17 protein-coding genes and 1 pseudogene are annotated in these 18,566 nt (G+C 61.4%); 14 read left to right on the plus strand and 4 right to left on the minus strand.

What is annotated here, in order from left to right; all coding sequences use genetic code 11:
* Nucleotides 1-115: 115 nt before the first annotated feature.
* The gene (locus ACODNH_RS12365) at nucleotides 116-1,348 is read left to right on the plus strand and encodes a DUF7096 domain-containing protein (RefSeq protein WP_306704545.1); all 1,233 of its coding nucleotides are present in this window, start codon (nucleotides 116-118) and stop codon (nucleotides 1,346-1,348) included.
* A gap of 182 nt (nucleotides 1,349-1,530) precedes the next feature.
* On the opposite strand, the gene ACODNH_RS12370 is transcribed toward ACODNH_RS12365, so the two are convergent.
* Nucleotides 1,531-2,151: a methyltransferase domain-containing protein gene (locus ACODNH_RS12370; protein WP_306704547.1), complete on the minus strand. Its 621-nt coding sequence runs from the start codon at nucleotides 2,149-2,151 to the stop codon at nucleotides 1,531-1,533.
* Nucleotides 2,152-2,266: 115 nt separating this feature from the next.
* Between ACODNH_RS12370 and ahaH the strand changes: the two genes are divergently transcribed.
* The 11 genes and pseudogenes from ahaH to ACODNH_RS12425 all read left to right on the plus strand — a co-directional run bounded on the left by ahaH (nucleotide 2,267) and on the right by ACODNH_RS12425 (nucleotide 12,569).
* Complete coding sequence (gene ahaH, locus ACODNH_RS12375) at nucleotides 2,267-2,599, plus strand: ATP synthase archaeal subunit H (RefSeq protein ID WP_434530356.1); 333 nt, start codon at nucleotides 2,267-2,269, stop codon at nucleotides 2,597-2,599.
* Complete coding sequence (locus tag ACODNH_RS12380; protein WP_306704551.1) at nucleotides 2,586-4,814, plus strand: V-type ATP synthase subunit I; 2,229 nt, start codon at nucleotides 2,586-2,588, stop codon at nucleotides 4,812-4,814. Before ahaH ends, ACODNH_RS12380 begins: the two co-directional genes overlap by 14 nt.
* Nucleotides 4,815-5,032: 218 nt before the next feature.
* Nucleotides 5,033-5,293, plus strand: a complete 261-nt coding sequence (locus ACODNH_RS12385; protein ID WP_004518385.1) for a F0F1 ATP synthase subunit C — start codon at nucleotides 5,033-5,035, stop codon at nucleotides 5,291-5,293.
* Between the two features lie 22 nt (nucleotides 5,294-5,315).
* Entirely contained in the window at nucleotides 5,316-5,900 is a 585-nt protein-coding gene (locus ACODNH_RS12390) for a V-type ATP synthase subunit E (RefSeq protein WP_306704555.1), read from the plus strand.
* Between the two features lie 8 nt (nucleotides 5,901-5,908).
* Entirely contained in the window at nucleotides 5,909-6,970 is a 1,062-nt protein-coding gene (locus tag ACODNH_RS12395; protein ID WP_434531441.1) for a V-type ATP synthase subunit C, read from the plus strand.
* Nucleotides 6,967-7,291: pseudogene (locus tag ACODNH_RS12400) on the plus strand (V-type ATP synthase subunit F). Before ACODNH_RS12395 ends, ACODNH_RS12400 begins: the two are co-directional and overlap by 4 nt.
* A gap of 2 nt (nucleotides 7,292-7,293) precedes the next feature.
* The gene (locus tag ACODNH_RS12405; RefSeq protein ID WP_306704560.1) at nucleotides 7,294-9,054 is read left to right on the plus strand and encodes an ATP synthase subunit A; all 1,761 of its coding nucleotides are present in this window, start codon (nucleotides 7,294-7,296) and stop codon (nucleotides 9,052-9,054) included.
* 2 nt (nucleotides 9,055-9,056) lie between these two features.
* Nucleotides 9,057-10,472 carry an ATP synthase subunit B gene (locus ACODNH_RS12410; protein ID WP_306704563.1) on the plus strand — a complete coding sequence of 472 codons (1,416 nt, stop codon included), beginning with the start codon at nucleotides 9,057-9,059 and terminating at the stop codon, nucleotides 10,470-10,472.
* A gap of 94 nt (nucleotides 10,473-10,566) precedes the next feature.
* Nucleotides 10,567-11,319, plus strand: a complete 753-nt coding sequence (locus tag ACODNH_RS12415; protein WP_306704565.1) for a bacteriorhodopsin — start codon at nucleotides 10,567-10,569, stop codon at nucleotides 11,317-11,319.
* A 108-nt stretch (nucleotides 11,320-11,427) separates the two neighbouring features.
* Complete coding sequence (locus ACODNH_RS12420) at nucleotides 11,428-12,120, plus strand: V-type ATP synthase subunit D (RefSeq protein ID WP_306704567.1); 693 nt, start codon at nucleotides 11,428-11,430, stop codon at nucleotides 12,118-12,120.
* Nucleotides 12,121-12,176: 56 nt separating this feature from the next.
* Nucleotides 12,177-12,569: a DUF6276 family protein gene (locus ACODNH_RS12425; protein ID WP_306704569.1), complete on the plus strand. Its 393-nt coding sequence runs from the start codon at nucleotides 12,177-12,179 to the stop codon at nucleotides 12,567-12,569.
* 114 nt (nucleotides 12,570-12,683) lie between these two features.
* Here the strand turns inward: ACODNH_RS12425 and prf1 are convergent, their stop codons facing one another.
* Nucleotides 12,684-13,940 (minus strand): peptide chain release factor aRF-1, encoded by a 1,257-nt coding sequence (gene prf1, locus ACODNH_RS12430; protein WP_434530357.1) that lies wholly within the window; start codon nucleotides 13,938-13,940, stop codon nucleotides 12,684-12,686.
* 295 nt (nucleotides 13,941-14,235) lie between these two features.
* Between prf1 and ACODNH_RS12435 the strand changes: the two genes are divergently transcribed.
* Nucleotides 14,236-15,051 (plus strand): MinD/ParA family ATP-binding protein, encoded by an 816-nt coding sequence (locus ACODNH_RS12435; protein WP_306704574.1) that lies wholly within the window; start codon nucleotides 14,236-14,238, stop codon nucleotides 15,049-15,051.
* 65 nt (nucleotides 15,052-15,116) lie between these two features.
* Here ACODNH_RS12435 and ACODNH_RS12440 read toward each other — a convergent pair whose 3' ends face one another.
* The gene (locus ACODNH_RS12440; protein WP_434530358.1) at nucleotides 15,117-15,803 is read right to left on the minus strand and encodes a helix-turn-helix domain-containing protein; all 687 of its coding nucleotides are present in this window, start codon (nucleotides 15,801-15,803) and stop codon (nucleotides 15,117-15,119) included.
* A gap of 132 nt (nucleotides 15,804-15,935) precedes the next feature.
* Here ACODNH_RS12440 and ACODNH_RS12445 point away from each other — a divergent pair, with 132 nt between their 5' ends.
* Nucleotides 15,936-16,727, plus strand: a complete 792-nt coding sequence (locus ACODNH_RS12445) for an alpha/beta fold hydrolase (RefSeq protein ID WP_434530359.1) — start codon at nucleotides 15,936-15,938, stop codon at nucleotides 16,725-16,727.
* A 65-nt stretch (nucleotides 16,728-16,792) separates the two neighbouring features.
* Here the strand turns inward: ACODNH_RS12445 and argS are convergent, their stop codons facing one another.
* Nucleotides 16,793-18,532: an arginine--tRNA ligase gene (gene argS / locus ACODNH_RS12450; RefSeq protein ID WP_434530360.1), complete on the minus strand. Its 1,740-nt coding sequence runs from the start codon at nucleotides 18,530-18,532 to the stop codon at nucleotides 16,793-16,795.
* Nucleotides 18,533-18,566 lie beyond the last annotated feature (34 nt).

The following is an 18,566-nucleotide window of genomic DNA, read 5'->3' on the forward strand; positions in this document are numbered from 1 at the left end:
CCATCCGAGAATAAAACGTCAGCAGGCGCTTTGAAAGGTCTCGTGCCCTCTGAGTCGATTATTGATGTATGGAGAATGGGGAGATTTTTGTACGGTGGGTGAGTACGCATCGCTGATGCGTCCCCTCCTCGCAGTCGGTGTGATCCTCCTCATGGTTGTTTCCGTGGCTGCCCCGGTGACCGGGTTCGCCCCGCCAGCCCAGACCGATGAGGGCAGCGACCAGCTGCCACAGATCACGGCCGTCGACAACACGACGAACCATCTCACCATCCCGGCCAGCGATGTCAGGTCGACGACGTACAACCGATCCTCAATCGATGTCGGTGTCGCGGTTGCAGCTGGATCCAGTGACCTTCGGAGCGATTACGCGACGACGACGTTTGAACGACAGTTCTTCCAGCAGGACAGCGAGGCTGCCCGCGACCGCCTCGTCGACGAGACACTGACCGATATCGAGAACCAGCGAACGAGTCTGGAACAACGGAATCAGGCCGCCATCCAGCAATACGCCAACGGTGTAATAACCGCCACTGAGTTCCTGCGACAGCGGGCACTGATCGACGCTGAGTCCCGCCAGCTGGCTACCCGACTGGACCGGATTCGGGCGACTGCCGGAACTGCACCAGACTACTCACTCTCACCGGCTCAGCGCTTCCGGCTGGAAAACAACAGGGGCGTCCTCAAGACATATCGCGGCCCGATAAGCCAGCGTGTCAGTGATGAGACCGCCGGTAAGGTTGAGCCGAATGCGGTGTACGTCGAGGCATCATTGGAGGGGTATATGCTGTCGACGGTCTCAGACGGCCAGTACACGCGTGAGACATATCTCGGTCAGGAACGCGAACAGACGGCAGTCGACCAGTTCGCACAGACCAACGACTCTCTCGGTGCGGTCAACACGCGGGCTGAGACGCTCTACCCGTGGCTCTATAGCGAGCAGTACCCGTCTGTCCAGACGTACGGTCGGAGTGCTATCTACCAGATCCAAGCCGACCATCCGAACGGACGGCTAACCGCGTATCTCGACGGGGGCACGACAAACGTTTTCTACGAAACCCAGCATCTCGAACTGACGACGGTCGACCGGTCGGAAGTAGCGACAAACGTGAACCAGTCAGTTCGCGTCCGAGTCCAGCAGTCCTTTGAGTCCGGACCACTGCTCGTCACGGTCATTGACAACAGTACGGGGTCCACGGCAGATGCAACTGTCAGGATAAACGGCAAGCGGATCGGGACGACCGGGACGGACGGCGCCCTCTGGACGGTCGAACCCCGTGGAGAGTACACCGTCACTGCGACCACACAGGACGGCGAACGAGTTCAAGTGCCTGTCCGTGGGTCGGTGTAGCGACGCAGGAATGTTGAGACTCGCTGTTATTCGGACACTTCTGCAATCGTTGTGATCGCACGTGGAATGCCTGGTCGGGACTATCAAACCACCTTTTTACGGCTCGATGACCTTTGGTCACCGCTCCCCGCAAAAACGTGGGCGAAAAAGCAGCCATTTCGCTTTGCTCGTACCCGAAGGGATTACTCGGGCACTTCTGCAATCGTTGTAATCGCACGCGGACTGCCCGGCCGGGACTGTTGGATGTGATGTTCGAACTCCTCAAATCCGGCCTCGGTGAACATCCGGTCGGCCTCCTCCTCATCGTAAAACAGCATGATGGCGTCGGCCATCTTCTGGAAGACAGTCGAGTTCGGATAGTCGGGGCCGACGATGAGAACCTTGCCACCGGGTTTGGTCAGTCGGCGGCACTCAGCAAGCGCGTTGACGGGGTTGGGCCAGTACTCAATAGACCCCGAGGACCACACCGCGTCGAAGCTGTCGTCCTTGAACGGGAGTCGTTCAGCGTCACCGAGGTGGTAGCGTACGTCACCGAACTTCCCGAACTTCTCGAAGGCTTTCGAGAGCTGGTGGGGGCTCTGGTCAAGCCCGTAGACCGTATCCACGTGTTCGAGCAGCCCCTCGGTGGCGAAGCCGGTGCCACAGCCGACATCAAGGACCTTGTCGTCGGGCGAAAGGTCGAGCATTGCGATTGCCTCGTCGCGCATCCGTTCGTCCCAGATGAAGGGGTTGATCTGGTCGTACACCTTCGAGAGATACTTGTAGAACGTCCGCGCGCGGGCTTTGTTCTCGAGGACTCCCATTACTCTCAGTTTAGGACTTGGCGGTCATAATTCCCCGGATTTCGGCCGCTGTATCACACGGGGAAACTTCGCAACTACCAAATAGCCGCTCTGGCAACGCTCACATGATTAGAGAATGCCACGGCCAGAAGTTCTTGACAGGATACAGGAGGCCGAGCAGGAGGCCGACGAGATCGTCGAAGAGGCCGAACAAGACCGCGAAGACCGCATCGCGGAGGCTCGCGAGGAGGCCGACGAGATCCGCGAATCTGCGCGGGAAGAGGCCGAGGCGGCTGCTGAGGACCGTCTCGAAGCGGCTCGCGAAGAGATCGAGGCCGAACGCGAGCAGATCATCGAAGACGGTGAGAGCGCTCGCGACGACCTCGAACAGCAGGCCAGTGAACAGATCGACGAGGTAGTCGAATACGTCACAGACCTGTTTGAGGAGGCGGTGCATGCTCAGACCTGAGAAGATGTGCCGCGTCTCGGTGACGGGGTCGAAACGCGCGATGGAGCAGACTATTGAGGCCGTCCACGACCTCGATATGCTCCACGTCACCGAGTATGATGGCTCTTGGGACGGATTCGAGCCGGGCAACTCGCTTGCCGGAACCAACGATGTTTCGGACAAGCTCGTCACGGTTCGCTCGCTACAGTCCATTCTGGACGTCAGTGAGGAGGACGCCGGCCCGACCCGAGTTGTCACCGACGAGGCGATCGAGGAGCAACTCGATGAGGTTCGGACAGCAGTCAACGAACTCGACGACCGGCGCGACGATGTCCGGGACGAACTCCGGGCCGTCGAGGACCAGATCAACACGATGGCGCCGTTCGTCTCACTAGGCATCGACCTCGACCTGCTCCGTGGCTACGACTCGCTGTCAGTCGTCGTCGGCGAGGGTGACAGCGACGAGATCGAAGCCGTCCTTACAGAGAGCGACATCGGGACGTTCGAGCTGTTCACCGAGGACGGCGTCACCGCTGTGTTCGCACAGGCTGACGAAGACACCTTGCAGGATGCACTCGTCGGGGCGACGTTCTCTCGGCTCGAAGTGCCTGAGGGCGACGGCGATCCGACGTCATATCTCGAAGAGCTCGAACACGAGAAACAACAGCTCGAATCGAAGCTCTCGACCGTTGAGGACGAACTCGACGAACTCCGCCTTGACCACGCTGGCTTTCTTCTCGCGGCCGAAGAGAAACTGGCTATCGAGGCGCAGAAGGGCGAAGCGCCGCTCACCTTCGCGACGACGGAAAACGCCTTCATTGCTGAGGGCTGGATTCCGAACGAGCGCTACGAGGCGTTCGAGCGGGCTCTTTCGAGCGCCGTCGGTGATGCTGTCGACATCGACCGAATCGAAATCGCCGAGTACGATAGCGAGGGTCACGCGGAGTCTCACGAAGAAGTCGAGCGCGAAGGCGGCAACGGCGGTGAACCCGTCGGCAGTTCCGTCGACGCCCCCGAGCCGGAGAGTGAGAGCCAACCGCAGGAAACCGTCGCTGACGGCGGCGTTATCACGATGGGTGACGACGCACCACCAGTTATTCAGGACAACCCAAGCGGTGTCCGGCCCTTCGAGGATCTTGTCGAAGTCGTCAACCGACCGAAGTACGGCGAGTTCGACCCGACAGTCGCTTTCTTCCTGACGTTCCCGGCCTTCTTCGGGTTCATGATCGGTGACTTCGGTTACGGGCTGCTGTACCTGGCGCTGGGCTATGGGCTGTACTCGAAGGCCGACAGTGACGTGTTGAAGAGCCTCGGTGGTGTCGGTATGTGGGCTGGTGGGTTCACCGCGCTGTTCGGTGTGCTGTACGGCGAAGTCTTCGGGCTCCACCAGCTCGGTGAAATCGTCTGGGGCGGTCACCCGCCGATGCACAAGGGGCTCCAGCCGTCCTACTCCGGCTATGCGCTGGCTTGGCTGACGATGAGCCTGCTCGCCGGGACAGTTCATCTCGCCGCGGGTTGGATCTTCGATTTCATCGAGAACCTGAGTCACGGCCTCTGGGACGCTGTCACCGAGAGCGGGTCTTGGCTGCTGATGCTGTTCGGCCTCTGGGCGTGGGTGTTCTCCGGCGCAAACGGCGCAGCGCCTGACTTCCTCTACACTGCCGAGGCAGGTGTCTTCGCCGGGAATCCGTACGCGTGGGGCTTCACAGGACTGCCAGCGATAAACCTCTTCACGATTCCGGGACTGGGTGCGCCGTTCTCGGCGTGGCTCATCCTCTTCTTCGCCGGCCTCGTGTTGCTGGCACTCGCCGACCCTATCGAGGTCGTCGAGTTCCTCAACGTGCTGGTGAACGTTCTGTCGTACACACGACTGGCCGCTGTACTGCTGGCCAAGGCAGGGATGGCTTTCGTTGTCAACCTGCTGTTCTTCGGAGCCTACTCACACCACGGTGAGTTCCATTTCCTTATCGGGCACGGGCCTGAATGGGCAATCTCTGAATACGGCGCGGAAGCGATCATGTTCCCTGGGCTCATCCACTCCGGGATCGCCGCTGCGCTGGTCGGGGTCCTCATTCTGGTGATCGGTCACCTGCTTGTGTTGGTGCTCGGTATCACCAGTGCCGGACTGCAAGGCGTCCGACTTGAGTATGTGGAGTTCTTCGGCAAGTTCTTCGAAGGCGGCGGGAAGCGGTACAACCCGTTCGGCTACGAACGTAACTACACGACTGAGGACTGATCGCGCGCTTCCGCTTTCTTCGGGCTAATCGTCGTTGTTTACTGCCGGTTTTGCCAATTTCATCGCGGATGTCGACTGCTACACGCTCACAACCGACTACAGCTGAGACCCTAAACCGCCCGAACAGCACGCTGACGAACCGTTTTGGGAAGCTTTATGAACTACGTGGATTCACATACGCCTGTTCGGACACGAGCAATTCCAGAGACTACACATCCATGATCGAAACCATCGCACTCCTTGTTAACGCAGTACTGCAGGAAGGTACCGCCAGTGCTCCAGCTATTCCGGCTTCAGCCGGCGCAGCACTCGCAGTCGGACTCGCCGCGCTCGGCTCGGGGTATGCGGAACGTGGGATCGGGGCCGCCGCCGTCGGCGCAATCGCAGAAGACGAGAGCATGTTCGGCCGCGGGCTTATCCTGACAGTCCTGCCGGAAACGCTCGTCATTCTCGCGCTTGTCGTCGTCTTCGTCGTCTAACAACACTCCGTTTTTTCCAATAATGAGCCTTCAAACAGTCGTAGAGGACATCCGCGACGAGGCCCGCGCGCGTGCTCAGGAGATTAGCGACGCGGCCGACGAACGTGCCGAGGAGATTATCGCCGACGCCGAGGCTGACGCCGACCAGATCCGCGAGGAACGCGAGACCGAGGTCGAGCGGACCATCGAGCAGGAGCGAGAGCAGCGACTCTCCTCTGCGAAGCTCGAGGCCAAACAGGCTCGACTTAACGCCCGGCGTGATATCCTCGAAGACGTTCACGGCGACGTCGAGGACGCGCTTGCGGCCCTCGAAGGGGACCGACGAGAGGAACTGACACGCGCACTGCTTGACGCCGCTGTCGATGAATTCGACGACAGCGACGAGCTATCGGTGTCTGGCCGTGCGTCGGACCAGTCGCTTCTTGAGGATATACTCGATGACTACGACAGCGCGACGTACGCCGGCGAGCGGGATTGCCTCGGCGGCGTCGTCGTCGAGAGCAACGAGTCACGAGTTCGTGTGAACAACACGTTTGATTCCATCCTTGAGGATGTCTGGGAGGACAACCTGAAAGCAATCAGCGACCGCCTGTTCGAAGACCAATGAGTTCGCGAATGGGAACGAGCGGCCAGGGAAGCAACTACGAGTACGTCATCGCACGGGTTCGTGCCCGCAGCGCATCCCTGTTTGACGATGACGACTACCGGAAGCTGGTCCGCATGGGGACGGGCGAAATCGCCCGCTTCATGGAGGAAACGGAGTACGAGACCGAGATGAACGCGCTCGGCTCCCGGTACGATGGCGTTGACCTCGTCGAGTACGCGCTGAACCGCAACCTTGCGAAACACTTCGACGACCTGCTTCGCTGGTCTGAGGGGGCACTGTACGATTACATTGCCCGATACCTGCGAAAATTCGACGTGTGGAACGTCAAAACAGTCATCCGCGGGCTCTACTCGGACGCAGAGCGGACCGAGGTCGAGGACGATCTCATCAGGGCCGGCGAGTTCACTGACCGGCGAATCGAGGATCTGCTGAACGCCGGCTCTATCGAGGAGGTCGTCGAGCAACTCGACGACACCATCTTCGGCGAGTCGCTGGCCGAAGCGTTCGACGTGTACGAGGAAAGCGGCGTTCTCGTGCCGCTGGAGAACGCGCTCGACCGCGCGTTCTACGAAACACTGCTGTCGGGGCTTCCGGACAACCCGGAGATTGACAGCCCGACCGGGCTGTACGTCGAGTTCCTGGAGACGGAAGTCGACTTCCGAAACCTCCGGAATGCGCTCCGGCTGGCCCGCAGTGGCGCGGACCTTGACCCCTCGGAATACTTCATCGAGGGTGGACAGCTGTTCGACGCACAGGAGGTCGCACAGCTGTCGACGAATCTCGATCAGCTGGTCAGCGCCGTCCGCGAGAGCAAGTACGGCGACGACCTTGACCAGGCGCTGTCGGCGCTTGAGGAGGCTGACAACCTCATCGACTTCGAGCGGGCGCTGGACGCGGCGCTACTCGAATACGCCGACCGGCTCTCGAACCGCTACCCGCTGTCGGTCTGTCCGGTGCTGTCCTACGTCCTCGCCAAGGAGCGCGAGGTCGACAACATCCGGGCCATCGCCCGCGGTCGCGAGGCCGGCCTCGGCCCCGACGAAATCGAACAGGAGCTGGTGATACTATGAGCCAGGAGATCGCTGTCATCGGAAGCCCGGAGTTCACGACGGGCTTTCGGCTAGCTCGGCGTCCGCAAATTCGCGGACGTGCCTTCCGACGAGAAAGACGAGCAGCTCGACAACGTCGTCGAGGAGATGCTCAACGACGACGATGTCGGCATCGTCGTGATGCACGACGACGACCTGTCGCATCTCTCACGCGGTGTCAGGCAGGACGCGGAGACGAGTGTCGAGCCGGTGATGGTCACGCTCGGCGGCGGCACTGGGAGCGGCGGACTGCGTGAACAGATCAAGCGAGCCATCGGTATCGACCTGATGGACGAGGACTAACCATGAGTCAAGCAACAGACACAGACGTCCGCGAGGACGGCATTATCGAAAGCGTCTCGGGACCGGTCGTAACGGCTCGGGACCTCGACGCCCGGATGAACGACGTCGTTTACGTCGGCTCGGAAGGGCTGATGGGCGAGGTCATCGAGATTGAAGGAAATATCACCACGATTCAGGTGTACGAGGAGACCTCCGGTGTCTCTCCTGGCGAACCCGTCGAAGGGACGGGCTCGCCGCTCTCCGTGGACCTCGGGCCGGGTATGCTCGACGCCATCTACGATGGTGTCCAGCGCCCGCTCGACGTGCTCGAAGAGAAGATGGGGTCGGCGTTCCTCGACCGTGGTGTCGACGCGCCGGGCATCGACCTAGAGAAGACTTGGGAGTTCACTCCTGAAGTCGAGGAAGGCGACGAGGTCGAATCCGGCGATATCATCGGTACCGTTCCCGAGACGCCAAGCATCGACCACAAGGTGATGGTCCCGCCCGACTCCGAGGGTGGCGAGGTCGTCGCCATCGAATCGGGTAACTTCAACGTTGAAGAGACCGTCGTCGAACTGGACAACGGCGAAGAGATCCAGATGCACCAGGAGTGGCCGGTGCGCCAGCAGCGACCGACCGTCGAGAAGGAGACCCCGACGGAACCGCTCATCTCCGGTCAGCGTGTGCTTGATGGCCTGTTCCCAATTGCGAAAGGCGGGACAGCCGCCATTCCCGGACCATTCGGCTCCGGGAAGACGGTCACCCAGCACCAGCTTGCCAAGTGGGCCGACGCGGACATCGTCGTCTACGTCGGCTGTGGCGAGCGTGGCAACGAGATGACTGAGGTCATTGAGGACTTCCCGGAACTCGAGGACCCGACCACCGGCAACGCGCTGATGGACCGGACCTGCCTCATTGCGAACACGTCGAATATGCCCGTCGCGGCACGCGAATCCTGCGTGTACACGGGTATCACCATCGCGGAGTACTTCCGCGACATGGGGTACGACGTGGCGCTGATGGCCGACTCCACCTCCCGGTGGGCCGAGGCCATGCGTGAGATTTCGTCCCGACTCGAGGAGATGCCGGGTGAGGAGGGGTACCCCGCGTACCTCTCCGCTCGCCTGAGCGAGTTCTACGAACGCGCCGGGTACTTCGAGAACATCAACGGCACCGAGGGCTCTGTCTCAGTCATCGGGGCCGTCTCGCCGCCGGGCGGGGACTTCTCCGAGCCAGTCACTCAGAACACGCTGCGTATTGTCAAGACGTTCTGGGCGCTCGACGCTGATCTGGCCGAACGCCGGCACTTCCCCTCTATCAACTGGAACGAGTCGTACTCGCTGTATCGCGACCAGCTCGACCCGTGGTTCGAGGACAACGTCCGGGCTGACTGGCCGGAGACGCGCCAGTGGGCTATCGACACGCTGGACGAGGAAGCGGAACTGCAGGAGATTGTCCAGCTCGTCGGGAAGGACGCGCTGCCGGAAGACCAGCAGCTGACGCTCGAGATTGCGCGCTACCTGCGCGAGGCGTGGCTCCAGCAGAACGCCTTCCACGACGTGGACACGTTCTGTGAGCCCGAGAAGACCTACCGCATCATGGACGCCGCCAAGACGTACAACGATGCGGCCTTCGAGGCGCTGGATGCCGGTGTCCCTGTCGAGGAGATCACCGACATTGACGCCGCGCCGCGGCTCAACCGTATCGGTGTCCAAGAGGACTGGAACGAGTATATCGACGACCTCGAAGACGAAATCGAGTCTCAACTGCGGGAGCTGTACTAACAATGAAAGAGTATCAGACAATCACGGAGATCAGCGGACCGCTGGTGTTCGTCGAGACCGACGAACCGGTCGGCTACGACGACATCGTCGAAATCGAGCTCAGCGACGGCGAGACCCGCCGTGGCCAGGTGCTCGAATCCGCGAGCGACTACGTCGCCATTCAGGTGTTCGAGGGCACCGAAGGTATCGACCGCGATGCCTCGGTTCGCTTCCTCGGCGAGACGATGAAGATGCCCGTCACCGAGGACCTCCTCGGACGGGTCATGGACGGGACCGGCCAGCCGATCGACGGCGGGCCCGAGATTGTCCCCGACGAACGCCGCGACATCGTCGGTGAGGCGATCAACCCGTTCTCCCGGGAGTACCCTGAGGAGTTCATCCAGACCGGTGTTTCGGCCATCGACGGCATGAACACGCTCGTCCGCGGCCAGAAACTGCCGATTTTCTCCGCCTCCGGCCTGCCACACAACGACCTGGCGCTCCAGATCGCGCGACAGGCAACGGTGCCGGAAGAGGAGGAGGAAGGCGACGACGACGAAGGGTCAGAGTTCGCCGTCATCTTCGGTGCGATGGGTATCACAGCTGAAGAGGCAAACGAGTTCATGGACGACTTCGAGCGTACCGGCGCGCTGGAACGCTCTGTCGTCTTCATGAACCTCGCAGACGACCCAGCCGTCGAGCGGACGATTACGCCACGGCTGGCGCTGACCACCGCCGAGTACCTCGCCTTCGAGAAGGACTACCACGTCCTGGTCATCCTGACGGACATGACCAACTACTGTGAGGCACTGCGCGAAATCGGTGCCGCGCGTGAGGAGGTCCCGGGCCGGCGTGGCTACCCCGGATACATGTACACTGACCTGGCACAGCTCTACGAGCGTGCCGGTCGGATCGAGGGCCGGGAGGGCTCTGTGACCCAGCTCCCGATCCTGACGATGCCGGGCGACGACGACACGCACCCGATTCCGGATCTGACCGGCTACATTACTGAGGGTCAGATCTACATCGACCGCGATCTCAACAGCCAGGGCATCCAGCCGCCGATCAATGTCCTGCCAAGCCTGTCGCGGCTGATGGACGACGGTATCGGCGAGGGACTCACCCGCGCTGATCATGCCGACGTGAAAGACCAGATCTTCGCCGCGTACGCGGAAGGTGAGGACCTGCGCGACCTCGTGAACATCGTCGGTCGCGAGGCGCTGTCGGAACTGGACAACAAGTATCTGGACTTCGCCGACCGCTTCGAGGAGGAGTTCGTCGATCAGGGCACCGACACGGCCCGCAGTATCGACGAGACGCTCGAACTCGGCTGGGACCTGCTCTCGATGCTTCCGAAAGATGCGCTGAACCGCATCGATGAGGACCTGATCGAGGAGCACTACCGCGAGGACGAGACCGCCGAAACCGTCGAGGCCTGACGCGACGGCTTACTTTCTCCAGCACCTCTCTGTCTGTACCATATATTTTGGGTACGCGACTGTTTACCGTTGACCTCCTACACTAGGGTGCACTATGCCAGCACCAGGGAGCGAAGCGACTTGGCTGTGGTTAGGTACAGCGGGCATGTTCCTCGGCATGCTATACTTCATCGCGCGCGGCTGGGGTGAGACCGACAGCAGGCGTCAGAAGTTCTACATCGCGACAATACTAATCACGGCAATCGCGTTCGTGAATTACCTCGCGATGGCGCTTGGCTTCGGGTTGACGATTATCGAGTTCGGCGGGTCGGAACACCCGATCTACTGGGCGCGATACACCGACTGGCTGTTCACGACGCCGTTGCTGCTGTATGACCTCGGGCTGCTCGCAGGAGCAGACCGAAACACCATTTACTCGCTTGTCAGCCTCGACGTGCTGATGATCGGTACCGGTGTGGTCGCAACGCTGAGCGCAGGCAGCGGCGTGCTGTCGGCCGGTGCGGAACGGCTGGTCTGGTGGGGTATCAGTACCGCCTTCCTGCTGGTCCTGCTGTACTTCCTGTTCAGTTCGCTGTCTGGTCGGGTTGCAGACCTGCCCAGTGACACGCGAAGCACGTTCAAGACGTTGCGCAACCTCGTCACGGTCGTCTGGCTGGTCTACCCAGTCTGGTGGCTCGTCGGCAGTGAAGGACTCGGCCTCGTCGGTATCGGGATCGAGACGGCCGGCTTCATGGTCATCGACCTGACCGCCAAGGTCGGCTTCGGTATCATCCTGCTCCGGAGCCACGGCGTGCTCGACGGCGCAGCCGAGACGACCGGCACTGGCGCAACGCCTGCAGACGACTAACGCTACCGTTCGCCGACTTCGTTTTTTTGCGTGTCAGTCCGGAAGCGGCGGCGCTCGAACCGAAATAACTGGAAACCGTTAACTGCCTACGTCGAAAAAAGACCCGTAATGGCTAAGGACGTCAAACCCACGCGAAAGAATCTGATGCAGATCGAGGACCGCATCGAGCTGTCCGAGCGTGGGCACGACACGCTGGAGAAGAAGCGTGACGGCCTCATTATGGAGTTCATGGACATCTTGGACCAAGCGCAGGACGTCCGTGACGACCTCGACGGCTCCTATGAGCGGGCCCAGCGCGCGATCAACATGGCCCGGGCGATGGAAGGCGACGTGGCCGTCCGCGGGGCCGCCGCAGCACTGAAAGAACACCCCGAACTGACGACCCAGTCCAAGAACATCATGGGCGTCGTCGTCCCGCAGATCGAGTCAAGCAAGGTTCGAAAGTCACTGGACGAACGCGGCTACGGCGTCATGGGGACCTCGGCCCGCATCGATGAGGCCGCCGAGGCCTACGAGGAACTGCTTGAGAACATCATCCTCGCCGCCGAAGTCGAGACAGCGATGAAGAAGATGCTCGAGGAAATCGAGACGACGAAGCGCCGTGTCAACGCCCTCGAATTCAAGCTTCTGCCCGACCTCTACGACAATCAGGAGTACATCGAGCAGAAACTCGAAGAGCAGGAGCGTGAGGAGATCTTCCGCATGAAGAAGATCAAAGCCAAGAAGGAAGAAGAAGAGGACGCGCTCGCGGCTGAGGAGGAAGCACAAGAAGAACCCGAAGCGGTCACTGCTGACGACTGAACAGGGCGCTCGTTCTGACCGGTACCGTTTTTGCGCTTTCCCGTTCGTGCTTGAGTATGTCCTGTCCCGAGTGCGGTGGCGACCTCGTTTCGTTCCCAGTCCCGGCCGACCGCCAGCAATTTCTCCCCGGAGACGTACCGGGTGCCAGCGTCTGCCGGTCCTGTCTGGCGCTTCACCCGGAGACCGAGCCGCCCGCTGCTGTGCCTGATTTCACGGGACTTGATGATGCAATTCCCGATGATGACGGCGCAGCGATCCCGCTGGTGTTGCTCGTTGGGCTGCTTGATTCACTCGCAATGCACCGCGAAGAGATCACTGCGCTGCTAGAGCGTATCGAGCGCGAGGGCGTTGACCCACTGCTGGCACTGGACCGTCTCGACGCCAGCTACGGGGAAGCGGCTCATGTCGACCTCGGGCGTCGTCGTCAGCAACTCGAACAGTTGCTGTGAGCGGACAGGTCGACCGCTTCACTACCCCTGAGAGACGGCCCTGCCGGAGCGCGGTTCGGCGGAGCTGGTGGTGGCATTATCAAAGACGTACAGGGAACAGAGAACGACTGAGCGTTAGACGCCTGTCGAGTAGCGCAGCAGACCGGCGACGCCGCCGAAGGCGGTCAGCAGCTGTTCGCCCTTTTCGAAGTCAGTCGAAATGAACACCGTCTCGGTACCACGCTGCTCGGCCAGTTGCATCAGGTGGTCGATGGCGTCTTCGCGCTCGCCGTCGTCGGCGTCGACGATGCCCCCACAGCGGGAGCACTCGTGGTCGTCAGTCCCGGCGCTGCTGTTGATGAGCTCGTACTCGTCGTGGCCGTTCTCGCAGGTGTAGGCGACCACGTCTTTCCGGAGGTCCTCGGAGATGAGCAGCTGTTCGACCGCGCCCATGTTGAGATTCTGGCGCGTCTGGTCGAAGCCATAGGTGGCCTTGTCTCCGTTGTGGAGCTGCTTGAAGAAGTCCTCCATGAGCTCCTTGTCCCGGAGCATTTCGTGTTCGGCCAGCACCTCGTCGGCCGCGTCAACGAGGTCGTACAGCCCTGACTCGTCGGTGTAGGCCACGTCGAACTTCCCGAGCACCATGTCCTGTAGCTCGTGGTGGAGGTAGTCGCCGTCGAGAAACTCGTCTTTGGTCGGTGAAGGGCCGCCCACGAGGATGCCGTCAAGTTCGTGGCGGTCGGCGACGAACAGGTCGTTCGCCATGCCGGCGACCTCCTGATAGAAATTGTCGATAGCTTCCAGCCGGAGGCGGGCGAAACGCTGGGCGGACTGGCCACCTTTCCGCTGTTTGCCCGGGACCAGTGAGGAGGCGGACTTGACGGGTTCAACGCGTTTGCCCTTCAGCCAGCCGACGTTTGCCTCTCGCCGGTCGAGCACGATGAGGCCGAACAGCCCTTTATCAGCCAGCATGTGCTCCAGCGGCTCGGTGAGGAACTCCGAGTCACAGTGGTAGCGGAACGACTCGATGGGGTCCGGTGGTGATTCGAGGACCTTCGTCACCATGTCGGTTCGGCCGCCGCCAGTGTCGAACGCACCCGAGAACACGACCAGTCCGTTGTCGGGTGGCCGCACGTCGTAGTACCGGAGTCGGTCCTTGATCGAAGTGAGCGCGTCTTGCACCGCTGTCCGGGTGTCCTTCGATTTGATGTTCGAAGCTTCGGAGTGTTCCTGGGTGACGTGGGCGACGACGTCGCTGATCAGCTTGTCCTCGGGGATGTAGATAGAGACGAGTTGGGTTCCCGAACCCTGGTACCCCTTGAGTTCCTCTATGACCTTCCGGAACTCATATTTCTGCTTGTCAGATTGTTCCTGTTCCTGCTGCTCGCTCATTACTCCATATTGGCCAAGGTCGCGTAAGAACCTGTTGACAGGGAGCGAAGGGCCCGAGCGAAGCGAGGGGTCTCGAATTGGAACGGCGATCAGCGGGAGCCGTGACGGACGGGAGCGAAAGAAAGCTCTCCGGCACAACGGTACGGTGAAGTGGGACGGTCGATATGGCAGACCTACGCTTCCGATGATCTGATTGGCCGTCGACCCGATTCATCCGGTGGTCCGTCACGTAGCGGTTCGACAAATGACAATCGAATTTATATGACTGCCTGTATTGTACCCAAGCAATCAGACTATGGCGGGGTATGTGTGTACGATTGCGGGCGGCAAGGGCGGCGTCGGAAAGACGACGACCGCGGTAAATCTTGGAGCCGTCCTGCAGGAGATGGACTACGACGTAGCCGTCGTCGACGCAGATCTGGGTATGGCGAATCTCGGCTCGATGCTCTCCGTGGAGCCCGAAAAGAGCCTCCACGAGATTCTGGCTGGCGAGGCTGCGGTGAGTGAGGCTTTGACTGATGCGCCGGGTGGGCTCACGGTGATTCCGGGCGAACAGTCGCTTGAGGCGTTTGCGGACGCTGACCCCGCAAAGCTCAGGAAAGTTATCAAGACGCTCCGAAATGCCTACGACGTGGTGTTGATAGACACTGGGGCTGGACTGAGCCACGAAGTCGCTGTGCCGCTTGGGCTGGCTGATGGAATCGTCCTTGTCACGACCCCTGACGACGTTGCGGTGGGTGATACGGTCAAAACGGCCCAGCTAGCGAACCGAATCGACGGGACCGTCCTCGGTTCGATCATCAACCGCGCGACCCGCCACACTGATGTCGCGGCTATTGCCGAGCAGATGGAGTTCCCGCTGCTTGCGGTCATTCCGGACGACCCGCAGGCGACGACCGAGGAACCACTCGTACTCAACGCCCCTGAGAGCACGGCTGCAGACGCCTATCAGCGGCTGACCGAAGCGCTGGAGGGTGTGTTCTTCCGTGGCGAGAGTCCCGAAACGGATATCGAGACAATACTTGACGATGAGTGGTTCCTCGACGACACCGAGGACCACTCCGATGCCGACGACGAGGACTCTGGCGGCGTGTTTGGTCTTTTTAATTGACGTCCCTGTACCCGATTGTCTCCGGTCTCAGCCTGTCGCTCCGACCGCACGCCACTGGCTCTGGATCAGTCCGGAAGCGGCGGCCACAGCGTCGCGACCGTTTCCTGAATGAGCTGGGTCTGTGCCCGGCGCAGTCGCTCTGAGAGTGACGACGCAGAGATATCCAATTCCGTCGCCACGGCGTCCAGTGATGCACGTCGCGGGATTTCAAAATACCCCATCTCGTACGCCGTCCGTAGCGCCTCCAGCTGTCGGTCAGTGAGCCCGTTCCCGGGCGACTTCGGCTCCGCGTCTCGAGTCAGCCGCTCCAGCCCGAACTCCGCGTTCCGTTGCCAAAACGAGGAAAACTCGGTGAACGCCGCCCGGTCGGCGAACCAGCCCATTTGCTCCCACCCATCCCCGGTCACGGTTATCTGTTCGATTATCGCGTCTGCCGTGGCGAGTGCTTCGAGTCTGTCTAGGTCGTCAATTTCGTCACCGAGTTGCTCTTCGAAGCTCAGCGCCGGCACTGCCTGATACCGTCGGGTGTCGCCGGCCGTCCCGATGCGTGTCCACTCCTGAACGTCGTAGGCGTTGGTGAGTGCCTGCTCGACAGTCTGTTGGGAGCCACCGGTCACGGTTGCGATAAACAGCGGACGACGACCGTGGTTATACTGGAGGGAGAGGGTAATCGACGCTTCGGGGACCGTCTCTGCAACCGACACGAGCGGCAACGCATCGCAGTATATCTGAAACGCTGCAATGAGCCCCATACGAATTCGCTCTACGTCGATGCTGAAGCGCCTGTCGGAACAGTGTGTCCGCCCCTGCTGAACCAATTCCTTTTAAACGGCCCAATCACTGAGAGAACGGCTTAGCCCGACTGCGTTCGACCGTGTTGTTGTATGCAGCCAACACAACCAACAGATGAGATCGAAGTCGAATTCGAGCGCTACGGTGATGGCCAGCCACTCGTTCTCTTACACGGTGGGATGGCCCCTACGGAGTACTGGGGACCGGTCGTACCGGCGTTCGAGGGATACGGCGCTGTCGTTCCTCAGCGGCCAGGGTTCGGGACCTGTCTCGACTCCGCCGCGGAAACGAGCGCCGACGAGGTACTGGACCGCGAGATCAAGTACGTTCAGGCGCTTGTCGACGCTGTCGACGGCGAACCAATCTTGTTCGGCCACTCGTACGGTGCACTTACCGCTATTGAGGCCGCGTCGGTTACGTCGGTCAAGGCAGTTATCGCGTACGAACCGGCGGTACTTCCCGCCGAGTACCGGGCTGACGCTGACCTCGCTGACCGAATGGCATCGCTCGTACAGGACGGAAAGCGAGCGGAGGCGGTGAAACGCTACATCGAACAGGTTCTTCATCCCGACGGTATCGAGGACCTCGACGCCTGGCTGGCGGAGTGGCCCGTCTGGCCCGACTGCGTGGCCCTCGCCGAGGAGGTCGTCCGGATGAACCGCTCTGTCGAACAGTACCGGCTCCCGGACCGTCTCGATGTCGACGCGCCCACGCTCGTTCTCTCCGGCACCGATGGACCCAGTTTCCTTCGACAGAGTGCTCGGGCCGTTCACGACACACTGACACGGAGTCGATTCGTCGAGTTCGACGGTGTCAGCCACAGCGGCCCCGCCGAGGCACCCGATTTGGTCGCAGCGGAAGTCGATGCGTTCCTCGAAACATAGCCTGGCCAGCCGGACTGATTCGCCGCTTATCGCTTGTCACATCGGATACCCGAAACGGGCCGCGCCTACATTGAAGTCGGCGCTTCGACGCCCAGCGCGTCCAGCGCGTTCGCAATCGCCGTTCGGGTCCCGTCGACGAGCGCCAGTCGCGCGGCGCGGGTTTCTGGGTCTGCGTCGAGAACCGGACACTCCCGATAGAAGGCGTTGAACGTCTCGGCGAGGTCGCGGGTGTAGGTTGCGACGGTGTGGGGTGTCAGGTCGTCCGCCGCCGCTTCGATGACGGCGGGGAACCGGGCCAGTTCGCGAAGCAGGTCGCGCTCTTCCGGTTCCGATAGTGGGTCGAGATCGGGTTCGTCAGGGATATCGGTCTCCACGTCGCCCAGAATACCACAGCACCGCGCGTGGACGTACTGTACGTAGGGCGCGGACTGGGCCTCGAAGTCCAGCGCACGGTCCCACTCGAAGGTGATGCCCTTTGTCGGCTGTTTCGAGACGATGTCGTATCGAACCGCGCCAATACCGACCTGGCGGGCGATGCGGTCGATGTCGTCTTCGTCGAGGTCGCCACGGGTCCGGTCGTCGAGTCTGGACTCGACCTCCTCCCGTGCGCGGTCGATTGCTTCATCCAGCAGGTCGTCGAGGTCGATACCGGTCCCCTCGCGCGTGCTCATCCCGCCCTCTGGGAGGTTCACCCAGGAGTAAAACACCTGCCGGAGCTGGTCGGTATCGTTGTCGAGCAGTTCGAGCGCTGCTGAGAGCTGGTCTGCCTGTAGCTTGTGGTCCTCGCCCAGCACCGTGACGGCGCGGTCGTAGGTGTCAAACTTCCACTCGTGGTGGGCCAGGTCCCGAGTGGTGTACAGCGAGGTCCCATCGGAGCGAAGGAACACGAGGTTCTTTTCAAAGTCGGGCAGGTCCAGCTGCCAGGCATCCTCCTCGTAGACGGCGCAGTCGAGGGCCTTCAGGCGGTCGACCAGATCATCGGTATCGCCGTTGCGCATGAACTTCGTCTCCTTGACGAACTCGTCGAACTCCGCCGGAAGCCGGCCGAGCGTACTCTGCATCCCACCCAGCACGGTGTCGACCACCTCGGCGACGCGGTCGTACGTCTCCTCGTCGCCGTCTTCGAGGCCCTGCAAAATCGACTGTACCTCGGTCTCCGCTTCCTCAACCTCCTCGGGGTCGCCCTCTTCGAGGACGGTGTTGCCCTTGCGGTAGTACCGGACCATCTCGTACTCCGGGGACTCCCGCTCGGGTTCGGGCAGGTCATCCTCGTCGAAGGTCTCGTAGGCCCAGGTGAACACCGCGATCTGCCGGCCCGCGTCGTTGACGTAGTAGTGACGGTCGACATCGTAGCCGGCGTAATCGAGCACGCGAGCGACGGCGTCGCCGATGATAGGGTTGCGTGCCCGCCCGACGTGGACCGGGCCAGTCGGATTCGCGGACGTGTGCTCGACGACAACGCTGGTGTCACGGTCGGGAAGCCGGCCGAACTCGTTCTCTGTGACTGACTGCAGGGTCTCGGCGAAGTACGCCTCGCTCGGGAGGAAATTGACGTACGGCCCCTGTGTCGTCACGTCACTGACGTAGGTGAGGTCGTTGGCGGCAATCGCGTCGGCGATGTCGCCGGCGACGTTTGGCGGCGCAGTACCGACCTCGCCGGCCAGCCGGAAGGCGACGCTCGATGCTAATACGGCGTCAACGTCCTCCGGTGGCTCCTCGATACCGAGGTCCTCGGCCGGCAGGTCGAGGGTTGTGAGTGCGTCGGCGAGGGTGTCCTCGACCTCCGCACGGAGCTGCAGGAACATACGCCCGGATTTCGCGGCGGAGAGTAAATGGGTA

The sequence above is a fragment of the Haloarcula sp. NS06 genome (assembly GCF_051122755.1).
GTDB lineage: Archaea > Halobacteriota > Halobacteria > Halobacteriales > Haloarculaceae > Haloarcula.